The 18,041-nt window shown below is 66.6% G+C and carries 14 protein-coding genes; 2 read left to right on the top strand and 12 right to left on the bottom strand.

Translation table 11 applies throughout. The features are described 5' to 3' along the window. Positions 1–11: 11 nt before the first annotated feature. From K9U15_RS02395 to K9U15_RS02375, 5 genes are all read right to left on the bottom strand, one after another. Positions 12–3,728 carry a phosphoribosylformylglycinamidine synthase gene (locus K9U15_RS02395; RefSeq protein ID WP_301155540.1) on the bottom strand — a complete coding sequence of 1,239 codons (3,717 nt, stop codon included), beginning with the start codon at positions 3,726–3,728 and terminating at the stop codon, positions 12–14. 12 nt (positions 3,729–3,740) lie between these two features. Beyond that, positions 3,741–4,457 (bottom strand): hypothetical protein, encoded by a 717-nt coding sequence (locus K9U15_RS02390; RefSeq protein ID WP_227114993.1) that lies wholly within the window; start codon positions 4,455–4,457, stop codon positions 3,741–3,743. A 183-nt stretch (positions 4,458–4,640) separates the two neighbouring features. Continuing rightward, complete coding sequence (locus K9U15_RS02385) at positions 4,641–5,519, bottom strand: phosphoribosylaminoimidazolesuccinocarboxamide synthase (protein WP_096227437.1); 879 nt, start codon at positions 5,517–5,519, stop codon at positions 4,641–4,643. Positions 5,520–5,604: 85 nt separating this feature from the next. Next, positions 5,605–7,200, bottom strand: coding sequence for a HAMP domain-containing sensor histidine kinase (locus K9U15_RS02380; protein ID WP_224767959.1), 1,596 nt, complete (start codon positions 7,198–7,200; stop codon positions 5,605–5,607). A 54-nt stretch (positions 7,201–7,254) separates the two neighbouring features. After that, positions 7,255–7,965: a response regulator transcription factor gene (locus K9U15_RS02375; protein WP_015539178.1), complete on the bottom strand. Its 711-nt coding sequence runs from the start codon at positions 7,963–7,965 to the stop codon at positions 7,255–7,257. Positions 7,966–8,118: 153 nt separating this feature from the next. Between K9U15_RS02375 and K9U15_RS02370 the strand changes: the two genes are divergently transcribed. After that, a complete protein-coding gene (locus K9U15_RS02370) occupies positions 8,119–9,708 on the top strand; it encodes a Tat pathway signal protein (protein ID WP_301155539.1) in 1,590 nt (529 codons plus the stop codon). 112 nt (positions 9,709–9,820) lie between these two features. Here K9U15_RS02370 and purB read toward each other — a convergent pair whose 3' ends face one another. Next, entirely contained in the window at positions 9,821–11,164 is a 1,344-nt protein-coding gene (gene purB, locus K9U15_RS02365; protein WP_123672843.1) for an adenylosuccinate lyase, read from the bottom strand. Between the two features lie 180 nt (positions 11,165–11,344). Between purB and K9U15_RS02360 the strand changes: the two genes are divergently transcribed. After that, a complete protein-coding gene (locus K9U15_RS02360; RefSeq protein ID WP_123672845.1) occupies positions 11,345–11,863 on the top strand; it encodes an MOSC domain-containing protein in 519 nt (172 codons plus the stop codon). Positions 11,864–11,964: 101 nt separating this feature from the next. Here the strand turns inward: K9U15_RS02360 and K9U15_RS02355 are convergent, their stop codons facing one another. From K9U15_RS02355 to K9U15_RS02330, 6 genes are all read right to left on the bottom strand, one after another. Then, on the bottom strand, positions 11,965–12,642 hold the full coding sequence (locus K9U15_RS02355) for a TrkA family potassium uptake protein (protein WP_123672847.1): 678 nt from the start codon (positions 12,640–12,642) through the stop codon (positions 11,965–11,967). Positions 12,643–12,651: 9 nt separating this feature from the next. Continuing rightward, positions 12,652–13,317, bottom strand: a complete 666-nt coding sequence (locus K9U15_RS02350; protein WP_015539183.1) for a TrkA family potassium uptake protein — start codon at positions 13,315–13,317, stop codon at positions 12,652–12,654. A 173-nt stretch (positions 13,318–13,490) separates the two neighbouring features. After that, on the bottom strand, positions 13,491–14,306 hold the full coding sequence (locus K9U15_RS02345; RefSeq protein ID WP_087190270.1) for a CMP-2-keto-3-deoxyoctulosonic acid synthetase: 816 nt from the start codon (positions 14,304–14,306) through the stop codon (positions 13,491–13,493). A 288-nt stretch (positions 14,307–14,594) separates the two neighbouring features. Further along, positions 14,595–15,731: a PspC domain-containing protein gene (locus tag K9U15_RS02340; RefSeq protein WP_161959707.1), complete on the bottom strand. Its 1,137-nt coding sequence runs from the start codon at positions 15,729–15,731 to the stop codon at positions 14,595–14,597. A gap of 34 nt (positions 15,732–15,765) precedes the next feature. Next, the gene (locus K9U15_RS02335) at positions 15,766–17,148 is read right to left on the bottom strand and encodes a hemolysin family protein (protein ID WP_123672851.1); all 1,383 of its coding nucleotides are present in this window, start codon (positions 17,146–17,148) and stop codon (positions 15,766–15,768) included. Positions 17,149–17,313: 165 nt separating this feature from the next. Further along, entirely contained in the window at positions 17,314–17,961 is a 648-nt protein-coding gene (locus K9U15_RS02330; RefSeq protein WP_241557643.1) for a hemolysin III family protein, read from the bottom strand. Positions 17,962–18,041: the final 80 nt, after the last annotated feature.

The following is an 18,041-nucleotide window of genomic DNA, read 5'->3' as shown; positions in this document are numbered from 1 at the left end:
AATGGGGACGTTTAGTCGGTGAAGTAGCCCACGCCGCCTTCGAACAAGGGCTGGAACAGGTCGCCGGGGACGTTCCGGTACAGGCCCGCGCCGCGGCGCTCGCTGTGGCCCATCTTTCCGAGGACGCGGCCGTCGGGACTCGTGATACCCTCGATGGCCCAGGCGGAGCCGTTGGGGTTCACGTCCAGGTCCATGGACGGCTGGCCGTCCGCCCCCACGTACTGCGTGGCTATCTGGCCGGCGTCGCGCAGCTGGGCGAGCAGCTCGTCGCTCGCCACGAAGCGGCCCTCGCCATGGCTCACCGGCACCGTGTGCACGTCGCCCACCTCGCAGCGCGAAAGCCACGGCGACAGGCTGGACGCCACGCGCGTGCGCACGAGGCGGCTCTGGTGGCGGCCGATGTCGTTGAACGTGAGCGTGGGGCAGCTCTCGTCCATCGGGCGGATGTCGCCGAACGGCACGAGGCCCAGCTTCACGAGCGCCTGGAAGCCGTTGCAGATGCCGAGCATCAGGCCGTCGCGGTTCTGCAGCAGGTCGCGCACCGCCTCCGTCACCGCGGGGGCGCGGAAGAACGCCGTGATGAACTTGGCGGAGCCGTCGGGCTCGTCGCCGCCGGAGAAGCCGCCCGGCAGCATGATGATCTGGCTGTTCTTGATGAGCCGCACCAGCTCGGCCGTGCTCTCGGCCACCTTGTCGGGCGTGAGGTTGTTGATGACGAACGTGTCCACCACGGCCCCCGCCTGCTCGAAGGCGCGCGCGGAGTCGTACTCGCAGTTGTTGCCCGGGAACACGGGGATCACCACGCGCGGACGCGCGATGGTTCCGTTGTAGGTGAGGGGCGTGGCGCTGCCGAAGGACACCGGTTCCACGCGCTCGCCCTCGGCACGGTACGGGAACACGGGCTCCAGCTGCGATTCCCAGGCCTCTTGCAGGTCGGCGAGGGAGATCGTCTCGCCGCAGGCGGCGAACTCGTAGGCCTCCGTCGTCTCGCCCAGCACGTCAACGCGCACGGCGTCGCCGGCGGCGGGCACTGCGGCGTCGTCGGCCAGCTCCACGAGGAAGCTGCCGTAGGCGGGAACGAACAGCTCGTCGGCCGTCACGGCTTCGTCCAGCGTCAGCCCGATGCCGTTGCCCACGCACATCTTGAACAGGGCCTCGGCCGCCCCGCCGTAGCCGGGCGTCGACACGGCGAGCGCCGCGCCCTCGCCGATGAGGCGCTCCACAACCGCGATGGCCTCCAGCAGCCCCGCCGCCTCGGGTACCACGCCGTCGTAAGCCGCGGGAGCGATGCGCGCCACCCGATGGCCGGCTCCCTTGAACTCGGGAGACGTCACGCGGTCGATCGATCCCACGGCCGTCGCGAACGACACCAGAGTCGGCGGCACGTCAAGCTGCTCGAAGCTGCCGGACATGGAGTCCTTGCCGCCGATGGCCCCCACGCCCAGGTCCACCTGCGCCATCAGCGCGCCCAGCACGGCTGCGGCGGGCTTGCCCCAGCGCTCGGGCTCGTCGCGCAGCTTCTCGAAGTACTCCTGGAACGTGAGGTACATGTCCTCGCGCGCGAAACCGGCGGCCGTCAGCTTCGCCACGCTCTCCACCACGGCGATGTACGAGCCCACGAACGGGTTCGCCGCCGTGAGGTACGGGTTGAAGCCCCAGGCCATGCCGCTCACCGTGGAGGTCTCGCCGAACACGGGCAGCTTCGCCACCATGGCCATTGCCGGCGTGAGCTGGCGCGCGCCGCCGAACGGCATGAGCGCCGTGGCCGCGCCGATGGTGGAGTCGAAGCGCTCCGACAGGCCCTTGTTCGAGCACACGTTCAGGTCGCGCACGAGCGCGCCCAGGCGCTCGGCCAGCGTCTCGCCCTCCCACGTGAGCTCGTAGCTCCCGCCGGGCACCACATGCACGTCCTGGTGCTTGGCCGCGCCGTTGCTGTTGAGGAAGTCGCGGCTCACGTCCACGATGACGGTATCGTTCCACACCATGCGCACGCGTGCCTCTTCGGTGACCTCGGCGATGGGCGTGGCCTCGAGGTTCTCCTCGTGCGCGAGCGCGATGAACGCGTCCACGTCCTCGGGCGCGAGCGCCACGGCCATGCGCTCCTGGCTCTCGGCGATGGCGAGCTCCGTGCCGTCCAGGCCCTCGTACTTCTTCGGCACCTTGTTCAGGTCGATGAACAGGCCGTCGGCCAGCTCGCCCACGGCCACGGACACGCCGCCCGCGCCGAAGTCGTTGCAGCGCTTGATCATGCGGCATGCGTCGCCGCGACGGAACAGGCGCTGGATCTTGCGCTCGACCGGCGCGTTGCCCTTCTGCACCTCCGCGCCGCACGTCTCGAGCGATTCCAGCTTGTGCGCCTTCGACGATCCCGTGGCGCCGCCGATGCCGTCGCGGCCCGTGCGCCCGCCCAGGAGCACGATCACATCGCCCGGGGCCGGCGTCTCGCGCCGCACGTGGTCGGCCGGCGTCGCGCCCACCACCGCGCCGATCTCCATGCGCTTGGCCGCGTAGCCGGGATGGTACAGCTCGTTCACCTGGCCGGTTGCCAGGCCTATCTGGTTGCCGTACGACGAATAGCCCGCCGCGGCCGTGGTCACCAGCTTGCGCTGCGGCAGCTTGCCGGGCAGCGTCTCGCTCACGGGCACCAGCGGGTCGGCCGCGCCGGTCAGGCGCATGGCCTGGTACACGTAGCTGCGCCCGGAAAGCGGGTCGCGGATGGCACCGCCCACACAGGTGGCCGCGCCGCCGAACGGCTCTATCTCGGTGGGGTGGTTGTGCGTCTCGTTCTTGAACAGGTACAGCCAGTCCTGCTCCTCGCCGTCAACGTCCACTTTCACCTTCACGGTGCAGGCGTTGATCTCCTCGGACTCGTCGAGCCCGGTGAGGATGCCCTTCGCCTTCAGCCAGCGCGCGCCGATGGTGCCCATGTCCATGAGGCACACCGGCTTCTCGTCGCGGCCCAGCTCGTGGCGCATGGCCAGGTACTTCTCGAACGCCGCCCGCACGGCCTCGTCGTCGATCCGCACGTCGTCGAGCACCGTGCCGAACGTGGTGTGGCGGCAGTGGTCGGACCAGTAGGTGTCGATCATCTTGATCTCGGTTATGGTGGGGTTGCGCCCCTCCTCCGCGAAGTACCGCTGGCAGAACGCGAGGTCGGCCAGATCCATGGCCAGGCCGCGGTCGGCGATGAACGCCGCGAGCCCCTTCTCGTCCAGGTCGAGGAAGCCCTCCACCGTCTCCACCATGGGCGGTACGGGCTGCTCCATGCGCAGCGTCTCGCGCGGCTCGAGCGAGGCCTCGCGCGCCTCGATGGGGTTGATCACGTAATGCTTGATGGCGGCCACGTCCTCGTCGGCGAGCGGGCCCTCCAGCAGGTACACCTTCGCGCTGCGCACCTCGGGACGCTCGCCCTGGCTGATCAGCTGTATGCACTCGCTGGCCGAGTCGGCGCGCTGGTCGAACTGCCCGGGCAGGTACTCCACCGCGAACACGGCCGCGCCCTCCACCGCCGGCATCTCCAAAGTGGCCACGTCGGACTGCGGCTCGCTGAACACCGTGGGCACGCACTGCTCGAACAGCTCGTCCGAGATGCCCTCCACGTCGTAGCGGTTCACCAGGCGCAGGCCTTCGAGTCGCTCGATCCCTAAGATGTCGCGCAGCTCGTGCGCGAGCTGCTGCGCCTCCACGTCGAAGCCGGGCTTCTTCTCAACATACACGCGAGAAACCATGAAGAATCTCCCTTACTTTTTCGAACCCTTAGGGGACTGGCTCTTTGCGGCATCGGCCGCGGCCTTGGCGTTCGCCTTGCCGCGCTCGAACGCTGCGTTGCCCTCGCCGCCATCGGCAGCGTCGGCCTCCTGCTTCTCGGCCTTGGCCTGCTCGGCCTTCGAAAGGCGGAAGCCGCTGCCGAACAGGCCGCGCTTCTTCGGCTTCTCCTCTTCGGCGGGAGCCTCGGCGGCTTCGGCCTTCTGGGCCTTCTGGGCGGCCTTCTGCTGCTTCTCCAAAGCGCGCTGCTCCTTGGACTTCGAAGCCTCCATCTGCTCTTGATAGGCACGGCGCACCTTGCGGATCTTCGAGAAGTCCACGTACAGGGCGCCGATGATGCAGACGTAGGCCGCGCCCAGCATGACGTAGCTCACCGCGTCCGGGAACCACGAGCGGCCCACCCACGACAGCGCCGTGGCCGCGATAGCGCCGATGAGCAGAGCCCACCAGATCTTGCGCAGGCGCTTGTACTGCGGCGTGGGCGGGTTGTAGTACTTGCGGTCGAGATCGCTCTGCTTCTGGCGGGCCACCTTCTTCTCGGCCTTCTTCTGCTGCTTCGTCTTCTCTTTAGGCTGCACGCGCACCGAGGCGGCCGCCTTCGACTTCGGCTTCATGGCCGCTGCGCTCTTGCGCGTCTGACCGCGATGCTCGTCGGTCTGGTAACGGTCGTTCATGGGGTTGCGTTGGGACATGGTATGTTGCTCCTTGTTGAATGCTTTTGAACTTCGCAGGTCTGGCAAAGTCAGCGAGAGGCGCTGAGGTGCCCGAGATTGGCGTGAAAGCTTCGCGAAGCGTGCTTGCGCACGTGAGCAAAGCTTGGAGCGCCAAGATCGGGTGCCTCGGCGCCTCGCAGCGTCGAGGACTTCCGTTTGCCGCTAGGCAAACGGAACGAAGGACCGACCGGTGATCTTCTCGTAGGCCTGGATGTACTTCTCGCTCGTGCGATCGATGATGTCCTGGGGCAGGCGGGGCGGGTTGCCTTGGCGGTCCCAGTTGGCGTTCAGCCAGTCGCGCACGAACTGCTTGTCGAAGCTGGGCTGGTCCTTGCCCTCGGCATATTCGTCGCCCGGCCAGAAGCGGGACGAGTCGGGGGTCAGCACCTCGTCGGCAAGGATGATCTGGCCGTTCAGACGTCCGAACTCGAACTTCGTGTCGGCGATGACCACGCCGCGCTCGGCCGCGTGGTCGCGTGCCGTCGTGTACACCTTGAGGGCCAGGTCGCGCAACTGGGAGGCGTCGTCCTCGCCGATGATCTCCACGAGGCGCTCGAAGCTGATGTTCTCGTCGTGGTCGCCGATTTCGGCCTTCGTCGACGGCGTGAAGATGGGCTCGGGCAGCTTCGACGAGTTCACGAGGCCCTCGGGCAGCTCGATGCCGCACACGGTTCCCTGCTTCTCGTACTCTTTGAGGCCGCTGCCGGCCAGGTAGCCGCGCACGATGCACTCGGCGGGGAACATGTCGGCCTTCTTCACCAGCATGAAGCGCCCGCGCAGGTAGTCGGAGTACGGCTTGAACTGCTCGGGCAGGTCGGCCACGTCGGCGGATATCAGGTGGTTCTCCACCACGCCGTCCAGGAGCTCGAACCAGAAGCACGACAGTTGCGTGAGCACCGCGCCCTTGTGCGGGATCTCGTCTTCCAGAATGTAGTCGAACGCGGAAATGCGGTCCGACGCCACCAACAAGAGCTTGTCCCCCAAGTCGTAGAGGTCGCGCACTTTGCCTTGCGCGTCGGGCTTGATGTCCATTCCGGTCATGCTGCTCTGTCCTTTCATCGACACGCCGCGCGCTCTCCTCGGGCCGCAGCGTTTTTCATGCGCGCCTCATTATCGCGCAGTTTGGCTATCTATGCCCCTTCGGGCGCTGTTTTTCTTTGCCCTTCGCAACCTTCGGCACCTTTGCCTGCTTGGGCTTCTGCTGGCGCGCCTTGGGCGTGCGGCCCTCGTCGTACAGCGGGATGTGGATGGTGAAGCAGGCGCCCTCGTCCTTGCGGCCCTCCACCTGCACCCAGCCGCCGTGTCGGTCGACGATCTCCTTCACCACGGCCAGGCCGATGCCCAGGCCGCCGCTCTCGCGGTTGCGTCCGGCATCGGCGCGCCAGAAGCGCGAGAACACCATCTTGCACTCCTCGGGCGAGAGGCCGATACCCGTGTCGCGCACCGCGATGGAGGCCATGAGGTCGCCCCGCTTCACCTGCACGGTGATGTGGCCGCCCTCGGGCGTGTAGCGAACGGCGTTCGAGATGAGGTTGGCCGTGGCCTGGCGTATCATATCGGCGTCGCCCAGCACGCGCACGCCCTCGTCGGCCTGGTACTCCAATGTGAGGCCCGAGTCGGTGACGAAGGCGTCGTGCGTGGCGATGATGCCGCTGATGAGCTGGCCCACGTCCACGACCTCCTCCTTCATGGGGTTCGCGCGGTTCTCCAGGCGCGAGAGCTTCAGCAATGAGTCCACCAGGCGGCTTAGGCGCTGCACCTCCGAGTTCACCGTCTCCAGGTGCTCGGGGTCGGCCTCGAAAACGCCGTCCACCATGGCCTCCACCGTGGATTGAATGGCCATGAGCGGCGTGCGCAGCTCGTGCGCCACGTCGGTGGTCAGGCGCCGCTCCAGCTCGCGGTCCTTCTCCACCGAGTCGGCCATCTCGTCGAACGTCTCTCCCAGGCGTGCGATCTCGTCCTCGCCGTGCAGATCGGTGCGGGCGGACAGGTCACCTTCCTTGATGGCCTTCGCCGTCTTGGTCATGCGGTTGATGGGGCCCACCAGGTTGCGGGCGAACAGGAAGCCGATGCACGAGGCCAGCAGGATGGCCATGGCGGCCGCGAAGAACATGGCCTGGTAGGACTTGTTGCGGAACTCCTCGTCGGTGGAGCGCAGCAGCGTATCGGAGCCGAGCACCCACACGCTCACCGAGCCCACGGCCTGGGTCATCTCGTTGTCGGGGCTCTTCACCTCGATGGGCACCGTGACCATCTGCTCGGGCTTGGCATGCTTGGGCACGAGCGACACCCCGCCGGCGGCGTCCTCGCCATTCTCGACGAGCGTGGAGTCGAACACAACCGACTGCTCGCTGTTCGCGGGCACCGTGTTGTCCACGACACGCATGCCGATGCTCGGCGTGACGTTGACCATGTAGCGCGCGGGCGCGAGCGTCTGCGCGTCGAACGTACCCGACTTCTCGTAGTTCGCCGCAATGTCCTTGGCCACGGACTCGGCGGTCGACACCATGTTCTCGCGCGTGTACGTTTGGAAATGCTGCTCCCACACGAACGACACCACGCCGATGGCCACCAGGGCGGTCATGGCCGCGATGAAGGCGAACGCCGCCGTCACGCGCGTCGTATACGACAGGTTGTCCCAACCCGGGCGCTTGCGCTTGCCCGCACCGGCGTCGTCCGCGCCCGCCTTGCCGATGGGTCCGGTCGTCGCCGAGTCTTGCACGCTTCGCTCCTCCTGCACGGTTATGCGCTCACGCTCGAGGCGCTCACGCGGTGCTTACTGCTGGACTTTGGTCGGGTCTTCGAAGCGGTAGCCCACGCCGTGAACGGTATGCAGCCATTTCGGGCTGCGCGGGTTGTCGCCGATCTTCGCGCGCAGGTTCTTCACATGCGAGTCGATGGTGCGCTCGTAGCCCTCGAAGTCGTAGCCGAGCACCTTCTCCACCAGCTCCATGCGCGAGTACACGCGGCCCGGGTACCGCGACAGCGTGGTTAGCAGCTTGAACTCGCTGGCCGTGAGGTCGATCTCCTCGCCGTTCACCAGCACCTTGTGGCCCGACACATCGATGGTGAGCTCGCCGAACTCCAGCACCTCGCGCTGCGGCTCGCTGTCGGCGTGCACGCGGCGCAGCAGGGCGCGGGCGCGGGCCACGAGCTCGCGCGGGCTGAACGGCTTCACCAGATAGTCGTCGGCGCCCAGCTCCAGGCCGATGATGCGGTCCTCCACCTCGCCCTTCGCGGTGAGCATGATGATGGGCACGTCGGAGTTGTCGCGGATGGCGCGGCAGACGCGCTCGCCCGGCACACGGGGCAGCATGAGGTCGAGGATGACCAGGTCGAAGTGGTGCTTCGAGAACTCCTCAAGGGCCTCCTGGCCGTCGCCGACCGCCGTCACCCAGTAGTTCTCGCGCTCGAGGTAGGCCGTCACCGCATCGCGGATGGCCTTCTCGTCTTCAACAAGCAGTATACGTCGCGTCTCGTTGCTCATGGATACCACCTCAAGTCGTCACCGGCTCGGATCCCACCTGGCCGCGTATCCCATACGCGCTCCGCTCCGAGCGTTCAGGTCGTGTTTGCGTTTATTGTAGCAATTACCCCTGAAGCAGCTGGAACCTGTGCGGGAAATGACACAATATCCACCATGGTAACCCGCAGATCAACACATGCCCACCACGCGAAACCCAGCCGTGTCGGCGCGCGCAACGCACAGCGCCGCAATGCGACGCCAGGCGGCGGCACCTACGCCGGCGGCAAGCCCAACCCCCGCGGCGGCCACGTGGGAAACGTGGGCGGCCTCGGCAGCGGCGGCCTGGGAGGATCGGGCGCCTCGCGGCAAGCAGCACGCAGGAGCGCCGCGCAGAAGGCCTCCGTCGTGCCCGGCGGTGCGCTCGGCTCCGGAGGCGTGCACCGGCGCGGCACAGACGGCGCAGGCTCCGGTTCCGGCGGTGGCGGCGTCCACGTTCCCACGCCGAACGGCGGGGAGATCCTGCTCACGCGCCGTCACTTCCTGTTCGGCGCCATCGGCGTGACCGCGCTCGCGGCGGCCGGCGGTGCGGCCTCCGTGGTCCTCAAGCAGCGTGAGGAGGCTGCCGGCAACGTGACGGTGCTCGAAGTGCCCGCCTCGGCCGTGACCACGCTGAACACGTCCGATTCCGAGAGCGCGTTCGCCCTCGTGGAGGATGCCGCCACCCGCATGGGCCTGTCCGTGCGAGCCGAGCTGCCCTACGGATCGCTCGTCTGGGCGAGTGGCGACGACGTGGCCGCCTGCCTGCTGCCTACGGAGGAGGCGAAGCCGCTCGCGCAGGTGGGGCTGCTGTCGCTTGGCAGCGGAAACCTGTCGACGGTGCTGGAAAAGGCCGTGGGCCAGGACGAGGGCTTCGAGATCTACGACGTGCGCGCCACGGCGTCGGGCCTCGTGTGGACGGAGGCCGACATCCTCGACGGTCTTTGGCGCGTGTACACGGCGCGCCTGACCGACGGCGTGGCCGGCGATCCGCGCCTGGCGGACGAAGGTGACGGCCAGTGGGAGACCCCCACGATCGCAGCATCCGGCGCCTACGCGTTCTGGCAGATCCTGCCCAAGGTCGACGGCGACTACAGCGCCGAGGACTCCCTGGTCAAGCGCGCTTCCCTGGGATCGGGCGACGTCGAGACCGTCTACACGTCCCACGGTAGGCCGTGCACGCCGCCCTACGCGCTGGCCGACTCCGTGGTCATCACGCCGCGCGCGGACACTCCGGGCACGTACTACCAGCTCACCCGCCTGGATGCCGCATCGGGCAGCGTGCTGGACACCATGGTGCTGCCACGCTCCATGCGCCCGCTGGAGGCGGGCTACGGCGACAACGGGTTCTCGTTCTCGTTCGACGCCTGGTACAACTACGGCGACGGCATCTCCCAGATCGGCACGTACACGCCCGCGTCCCCCGTTGCGGACGGCAACTACAGCGGCGCACCTTGGTTCTCGTTCAGCCTCGCGCCCACGGCAGCCCCCGCCTGGTGCGGCGGATGCTTCATCGTCAAGTCGAAGCGCACCGTGTGCGGCATCGACTTGGAGACGAACGAGTACTTCGCCCTCCAGCCCGAGAACGGCGCCGACGACTACGGCGAGTACCTGGCCACCACCGGCTCGCAAGGCTCCATCGTCACCTACGCCAACATCGACGACAAGCCCATCGACGGCGAGCCGAAGAAGTACTGCCTGGTAAGGGTGTGGAAGCCGGTCGGGTAAGGGAAAGGCGCGCCTGGCAGGAAGGCGACGCAACGTCGCTGCGCTTCTTGAAATAAAGGAGCCCTCCGAATGGAAAGCTCCTTGCTCGCGTTCGTGTGGCGAAACGGGACGCTTAGAACTCCAGCTCCTTCAGGCGGTCGAACACCACGTCTTTGCGGGTGAGGAAGTCCCAGGGATCGAAAATCTCGTCGAGCACCTCGGCCGAGAGGTTCGCCTCGGGGTCGGCCTCGAGGTTCTCGCGGTAGGTGGGGCCGTCCACGGCGTTCTGGATGTCCTCCCACACCTTCATGGCGTTGCGCTGCACGATGACGTAGGCGTCCTCGCGGCTGATGCCCATGTCCACGAGCGCCAGCAGCACCTTCGAGCTGAAGATGAGGCCCTTCGTGCGCCACAGGTTGTGCTCCATCTTGGCGGGGTAGGTCTGCAGTCCGTCGAGCATCCACTGCATCTTGCCGAACATGTAGTCGAGGGCGATGAAGCTGTCGGCCAGCGCTACGCGCTCGGCGCCGGAGTGGCTGATGTCGCGCTCGTACCACAGCGCCACGTTGTCGAAGGCCACCTGCGCGTTGGACTTCACGGTGCGGGCCAGGCCGCAGACGCGCTCGGCCGTGATGGGGTTGCGCTTGTGCGGCATGGCACTGCTCCCCTTCTGGCCCTTCGCGAACGGCTCCTCGGCCTCGATGACGTCGGACTGCTGCAGCAGGCGCACCTGCATGGCGATGGACTCCAGCGTGGATGCCGTCACCGCGAGGCCGGCCATGACCTGGGCGTGGCGGTCGCGCGCCAGCACCTGGGTGGACAGCGGGTCGGCCTCAAGCCCCAGGCGCTCGCACACGAACTGCTCGACGAACGGGTCGATGCTGGAGTACGTGCCCACGGCGCCGCTGATGGCGCCCGTGGCGGCCACCTTGCGAGCCTCCTCCATGCGGGTCTGCGCGCGCTTGAGGGCCCAGGCCCAGCTGCCGAACTTCATGCCGAACGTCATGGGCTCGGCATGGATGCCGTGCGTGCGGCCCACGCACAGCGTCTCCTGGAACTCGAAGGCGCGGCGCTTGCACGTCTCGCCCAGCTGCTTGATGTCTTCGAGGATGATGTCGATCGCCTGCGTGATCTGGTAGGACAGCGCCGTGTCGCCCAGGTCGGACGAGGTCATGCCGTAGTGCACCCAACGGCTGGGCGGCTCTTGGCCCTCCGGCACGTCGGCGTCGATGTACTCGGCCATGTTCGTGGTGAACGCGATGACGTCGTGGTTCGTCACCTTCTCGATCTCGTCGATGCGCTCAACGGTGAAGTCGGCATGCGCGCGGATCCACGCGGCCTCTTCCTTCGTGATGCCGGACTTCCCCAGCTCGGCCTGCGCCTCGCAGGCCAGCACCTCGATCTCCTTCCAGATCTCGAACTTGTTCTGCAGCTCCCAGATGGCGCCCATTGCCGGGCGCGTGTAACGGTTGATCACGCCGGTCCCTTTCCCACGTCGTACCTGATGGCAACCAGCATACCGCAAACAAGCCCCCGGGCGACGCACTTCACGGAAAGTGTCGAGCCTTGAGCGCGACGCCCTTGACTTGCTTATCCTCGATCAAGTAGTATATATTTCCTATAGAAATACTAGGCATTCAAGAGAAGGGCGGGCGAGATGGAGGAAAGCAGGGAGGGCCGCGTGCGGTCGGTGAACACGTCACGGCGCAAGGGCGGCCGGAAGACGCCGTGTGCGGGCGGTGCCGCCATCGAGGCGAACCGCGGCGTGGCGGGCGACGCGCACGCCGGCGACTGGCACCGCCAGGTATCGCTACTGGCGTGGGAGTCCATCGAGAAGGCGCAGGCCATGGGCCTCGACGTGGCGGAGGGCGATTTCGCAGAGAACGTCACCACCGAGGGTATCGACCTGCTGGCATTGCCGTTGGGCACGCGCTTGCGCGTGGGCGGGGCGCTCTTGGAGCTCTCGCAGATCGGCAAGGTGTGCCACACGAAGTGCGCCATCTACCACCTGGCCGGCGACTGTATCTTCCCCCGCGAGGGCGTGTTCTTCGTGGCGCTGGAGGACGGCGAGGTGAAGCCCGGTGACTCCGTGCAGGTGGTCGCGCTGGGCGACGGCACCTGCGCCCACACCCCGCCCGAGGCCCTCGAGGAGCTGCGCGCGGCGCGCGAGGGATAGGAGGAGCACACCCAGGTTGCGCCGATAACCAACGGGGCCGGCCGCAGCGTCGGCAGCGTTCCGGCGGCCGGCAGGCCGCCGGAACCTAGCGCCGCCGGAGCCTAGAGCCCCTTGAACAGGGAGCGCACCTCGTCCAGCACTTCGGTGTCGGCTACGACGATGGCCTTGTCGCCGGGGTAGAGCACGGTTTCCTCGCCCACCACTTCCACGTTGTCGTCGTCTTTGGGCGACACGGCGGCTATCAGGCTGTTCTCCGGCATAGGCACGCTTTCGGCCAAAATGCCGGCTTCGTTGGAATGGAAGCGCATGCGCGGCACGGTGATCTCGGTGAGCACCACGTTGCCGTGCGTGAGCGATGAGGCCACGCTCACGCTGCCCAACAGCGTCTCCTCCTCGATAAGGTTCGCGATGAGCGTGGTGGACGACACGCTCTCGATGCCCACCTCGCGGAAGATGCGCAGGTTCTTCGGATTGTTAACGCGCGCGATACAGCGCGGCACGTTGAACACGCGCTGGGCGATCTCGCACGACACCAGGTTGTCGTCGTCCTGGCCCGTGGTGGCCACGAACACGTCGGCCTTGCGGATGCCGGCATCCTCCTGGTACTTCGAGTCGCACCCATCGCCGTGGATAACGAGGTAGCGTCCTTCCAGCACGATGGACAGATGGTCGGCCGTCTGCAGGTTCTCCTCGATCACGGCCACGTCGTTGCCGCTTCCCAGCAGCACGCTGGCCAGGTACTCCCCGATCTTGCCGCCGCCGGCGATAACGATGTACATGGAATTCTCCTAGTCCTGAATGTAGCGAGAGAACGCCCCGATCAGCTCATGGCGCACGCAGGCGAGCACGGAATCTCCCTGGTAGAGGATCGAGTCGCGCGTGGGAATGGACGAAGCGGAGCCGTCGGCACGCTCGAACGCGATGATGCGTATGTCATGGTCGCGCTCCATCTCGGACACGCGGATGGTAGGGTGGTCGGTGTCGCGCCAGCTCAGGTCGAGCGAGAAGCGCAGCACCTCGAACTCGCCGAACGTGTCGATGTGCGCGCCGTGGCCCGACACGATCTTGCTGAACACGTCCTCGGCAACGAGCGACGTGCCGCACACGTGGTCGATGCCCAGCTGCATGTAGGCGCGCTCGTGGTCGGGGTTGTACAGGCGGGCGATGACATGGGGCACGCCGTACAGGCGGCTGCCCACCTCGGCCACCATGAGGTTCGTGTTGTCGAACTGCGTGACGGCCGCAATGACGTCGCAGTCCTCCACGCCGGCCTTCACGAGCGTCTCCTCGTCGAAGCCGAGGCCCTGCACCGTGGAGCCGTTGAAGTTGCGCCCCAGGTTCGCGAACGCGTCGGCGTTCTTGTCGATGACGCACACGTTGTTGCCGTTGTCCGACAGCATGTTCGCCAACTGCGAACCCACGCGGCCGCAGCCGACGACGATCACGTTGCTCATAACGGTCCTTTCACCAAGCGCCCTCGCGCCGATTTCCTGCCGTGCCCTAGCATACTGCAAGCCCCGCGCGCAGGAAAGCGACGAAACCCGCCCGTAGAGCAGCTACAGGCAGGCTGGCATCATGGGTTCCGAGGCTGAAAACAGTTTCGCCGGCCCGGCGGCCGGCGAAACGTTTAGATCATCTGCATCTGGCCCAGCGTCGCGTTGAACCAGTGGTCGTAGTTCGGCGGGCAGTACTTCATCGCCGCACCGTACGTGATTGAGTATCCGTAAGCGCTCGCAAGTCCGGCCACATGGGCGTTGATGGCCTCTTCCCAGCTCCCCCAACTCGACTGGCCCCAGCCCCAGGCGTTGTAAGGCTTGAAGCACACGGCACCCTTCGAGCTCTCGGTGTTGGAGATGGCGGGCGACCAACGCGGGTCCACGCCGTATTCCCAGGCGGCCGTGGCGAACGTCACGCCCTGCCCCGCCAGCGGCGAGCCGGAAAGATAGGCGTCGATGCGCTGGGACCACGTAGAGATGAAGGCCTCCTTGCCCACGGAGAAGTCCACATCGGGCAAGCTGGCCAGCGCGGAGGCGGCGCTGTCCTGGGCGGCCCTCGCCTGCTGTTCGGCCTTGGCGGCTTCGGCGGCGGCCACGCGGGCGGCCTCCTCGGCGCGGGCGGCCTCCTCGGCGGCGATGCGGGCGGCTTCCTCCTCGGCCTCTATGGCCTCGATGCCCTTGGAGATGTCGCGCTTCGCCGTGCTGGCGAGCACCGTGGCCTCGTGCGCGGAAGAATCGGTCGCGCTCTCGGCGAACGTCGCGGTATCCGCCTCGGACACGGGGGCGCTCATGGCGTCGATGCCGAACGCATCGACTTCCTGCGCGCTGCCGCCAGCGGAGGCGATGCCGAAGCCGATGCACCCGGCGAGCACGATGGACGCGCACCCGACTGCCGCGATCTTCGCGACAATGCTCGACTTCCGCTGCTTGTATCGTCTGTCAGTCAAACCTCGATTACCTTTCAATGAACAGCACACGACCACGCCGCCGGAGCGGTGACAGCGTAGTAGGTTGTAAGGGGTGGTTGCTGCCGAAGGGGCGATATGCTGTTTTGTCGAGGTGTATTTTAGCCCATGGGACCCCGCGTAGGCAAAAAAGTGTGGAGACGGCCTCCACGTTTTGTTCGCTTGACAAACAGGAAAGCCGCAGATGCGCAGGTGGTTATGCATCCTCGGCGGGCGCTCGTCTTTCGAACAGAGCCACGGTTGACGGAGCGCGGAGTGCAAGCGACAACGCTAGCGAACAACCGCAATGCTCACTTCGAAGGGAAAGGCGAACTCGCGGCCGTAGGGCAACGTGAGCACGATGAGGTCGTTCGGCCCCGGCACCGAGAACCACAGCACCCCCAAGACGCAGAACGCCACGAAGCACAGCCCTGCCAGCAGGGTCCACCACGGCGCATGCAGTGCGCCGCCAATGACGAAGAACCCCACCATCATGAGCAGCAGCGGCCATAGGTTCAGAAACATGAGCTGCAAGGACGTCCAGCCCACTACGCCCAGGCTGAAGAGCAGCAGCGTGGCACCCAGACTGAAGAGCATGAGACCGTCCACGAATTGGAGCATGCGGCGCCCCGGCACCCCCGGGACCACCATCTGCACGATGCCGATGATGGCAAGGACAAGCGGCCAAAACTGCCACCATGACACCCCGTCGATGTTCTCGGCCAACAGCGCGGCTATGCCGAAGAACAGCAGGAACGACCCGGTGAACACGGCCGCCTTCACCCCACCGTTCCGCCGTGGCTGCTGCATCGTCACGGGCGGCGGCACGGCCGCACCGTCCGGTGCGCGCCAGCTGCTCGGCGCCCCGGCCTGCAGCGGATCTGCGTAGCCGCCCGGCACCTGGGGCGATCCCCCTTCCACCGGTTCCCGTCCTGCATTCGGCGGCGCCTGCCAGTTGGGTGACTGCCAACTGGGCGGCTGCCAACCGGGCGCCTGCCAGCCGGGTGCCTGGCTTTGCGCCCGGTGCGCCCACGCGGCAGCCTCGGCCGTGGGCGGCTCGGGGGGCACGTGGCCCGTGCCCGCATAGGCGTCGTAGGGGAGGTGCTGCTGCGCAGCCGCCGCCTCGGAGGCGGCGCGAGCGGCGTCGTCGGCGCGGTTCCGCGATGCGCCGACATCCACGGAGCCGTACGTGTCCGAGTGCACGGAATGGGGCTCGACCTCCACGGGGCCGGCCTCGTTGGGAGCCAGGGGCAGGATTGCCCACAGCGCCGCGTAGGCGACGGCGAACAGGCCCGCCGTAGACAGCGTGAGCGCCACCGTGAGGATGCGGGCGACCAGCGGATCGAAGCTGAAGTACTCGGCAACGCCGGCGCACACGCCCCCGACGAGCGCATTGCGCGAGCGGTAGAGTCGCTTCTCGGTGTTCACGCTGCCTCCTGGTCGAACCTTCGGCGCCGCACTATCAGTGGGAGGCAGGATGCTCGGCTTTTTCGGCAACGGCTTCGGCAGGACCGCGGCCCGCGTCTTCCTCAGCCTGCACGGCCGACGCATTGCCCGCACCCACCTCGCGCGTCACCCGGATGTTCGAGATGCGTCTGCGCCGCATGGCCTGGATCTTGAACCGGTACCCACCGAACTCGAACTCATCGCCCACCTGGGGAACGAAGTCGATCATGCCCATGAGCCACCCGGCCATGGTCTCGTAGTCATCCGACTCCGTAACGGGCCAGCCAAGCTTCAGCGCATCCTCCACGGGGAAGCGCCCGTCCACGAGCCACGTTCCGTCCGACAGCGGCGTGATGAACTTGTTCTCGATGTCCGACTCGTCGATGATCTCGCCGACGATCTCCTCCACAATGTCCTCGACCGTAATTAAACCATCGGTGCCACCGTACTCGTCAACCACGATGGCCATCTGTTGCCTATTCGTTTGCATCTCGGAAAGAAGCGGGAAGAGGTCTTTCGTCTCGGGCACGAACAGGGCCTCGTAGGCGTAGGCCACCACCGGCTCGTTCTCCTTGCCGTCCATGAGGGGCGCGAGCAGGTCCTTGTAGTGCACGATGCCGACGATACGGTCGATGTCCTCGTGAAACACGGGCAGTCGCGAGTAGCCGGTGCCGCGCATGCGGTCGACGGCCTGACGCACGGTTTCCGTATCCTCCACGAGGATCATGTCCACGCGCGGCTGCATGATCTCGTGCACGGTCATGTCCCCTAAGTCCAAGATATCGTGGATCATGCGCTTCTCTGCGGGCAGCAGCTCGTCATTGTCCGTGACCATATACTTGATCTCTTCTTCGGACACGCTCTGGCGCTCGTCGGCGTTCTTGATGCGCAGCAGGCGCGACAGGCCGTTGGCCGAGGCCGAGGTCAGCGCCACGAGCGGACGCGCTACCTTCTGGAACACCATCAGGGGGCCGGCCACCGTCTTGCTCACGCGCTCGGCATCGGCCAGCGCCATGCGCTTCGGCACGAGCTCGCCCACCACGATGCTCAGGTACGACACGATGAGCGTGATGAGCACGGGGGCCAAGCCGGGTGCGATGATCGAGAGCCAGCCAACGCCGAAGCCGGACAGCCACTGGGCCAGCGGATCTGACAGGTTCGTGGCCGCCGCAGCGGACGCGAAGAAGCCCACGAGCGTGATGGCCACCTGAATGGTGGCCAGGAACTGCCCCGAGTCGCTTGCCAGTCCCAACGCGCGCTGGGCCTTCTTGTCGCCCTCGTCGGCCTCTTTCTGCAGCAGCACGTGCTTGGCGTTGACCAGGGCCATCTCCGACATGGAGAAGTAGCCGTTAACCAGAACGAGCAAAAACGTGACGACGATGCTTATCCCTATGTCCATGAAAGCGAAACTCACTCCTTCTAAGCGATGCGGATGCATGCGAAGCCGCCTCTGCGGCCCGCGTTCGCGCTTTCGCGCCTCGCCGGAGGATGGGAAGGGGTACGGAGCCGCTTCCACCCCGGCAACCGTGGGGCTGTCATGCCCGCGCGCTCGTGCACGCGCCGCTTACATAATATAGAAGGCGATGGCCAAGAACTGGCAGACCGTTCCGGCCAGCACCCACAGGTGGAAGATGGAATGCATATAGGGAACCTTCTTCAACACGTAGAAGATGCAGCCTATCGTGTAGCACACGCCGCCGCCCACGAGCAGCCACAGGCCCGGCCCCCAAAGCGCTGCGACGAGCGGCGGCAGGAACCAGACGACGCACCACCCCATGAGCAGGTAGAGCACGGCGGATATCCAGCGCGGGCGGAACACCCAGAACGTCTCGCTGGCCACGCCCGCCAGCGCCACGGCCCACACGAACGCGCACAGCCACAGGCCGCCCGAATCGGCGAGCGAGATGAGGCAGAACGGCGTGTAGGAACCGGCGATGAACAGGTAGATGCAGCTATGGTCGAGCACCTTGAATACCTTTTTCGCCTTGTCGACGGCGATGGCGTGGTACAGCGTGGACATGGTGTACTCGAGCAGCATGGAGTAGGCGTACACGAGCGCGGCAACAAGATAGGTGCTCTCGGGATGGGCGGCTGCGCGCACGGCCAGGAACGGCAACGCCGCCAGGGCGAGCACGATGCCTATGCCATGCGAGATGGAGTTGGCTATCTCCTCCCCCACGGTGTACTCGCGAACGACGTGGCCCTCGCCCAACGCGCTTACCGAGGAATGGGCCGCGGCGGGCGCCGTGGCCGCGGCGGGCTTGCAACCCGCGGGGGTTTCATCCGGAGGCT

The organism is Gordonibacter sp. RACS_AR68 (assembly GCF_030418485.1).
GTDB classification, from domain to species: Bacteria; Actinomycetota; Coriobacteriia; order Coriobacteriales; family Eggerthellaceae; genus Gordonibacter; species Gordonibacter urolithinfaciens.
The sequence above is the reverse complement of the archived record's forward strand: the minus strand, read 5'-3'. Positions and strand labels throughout refer to the sequence as shown.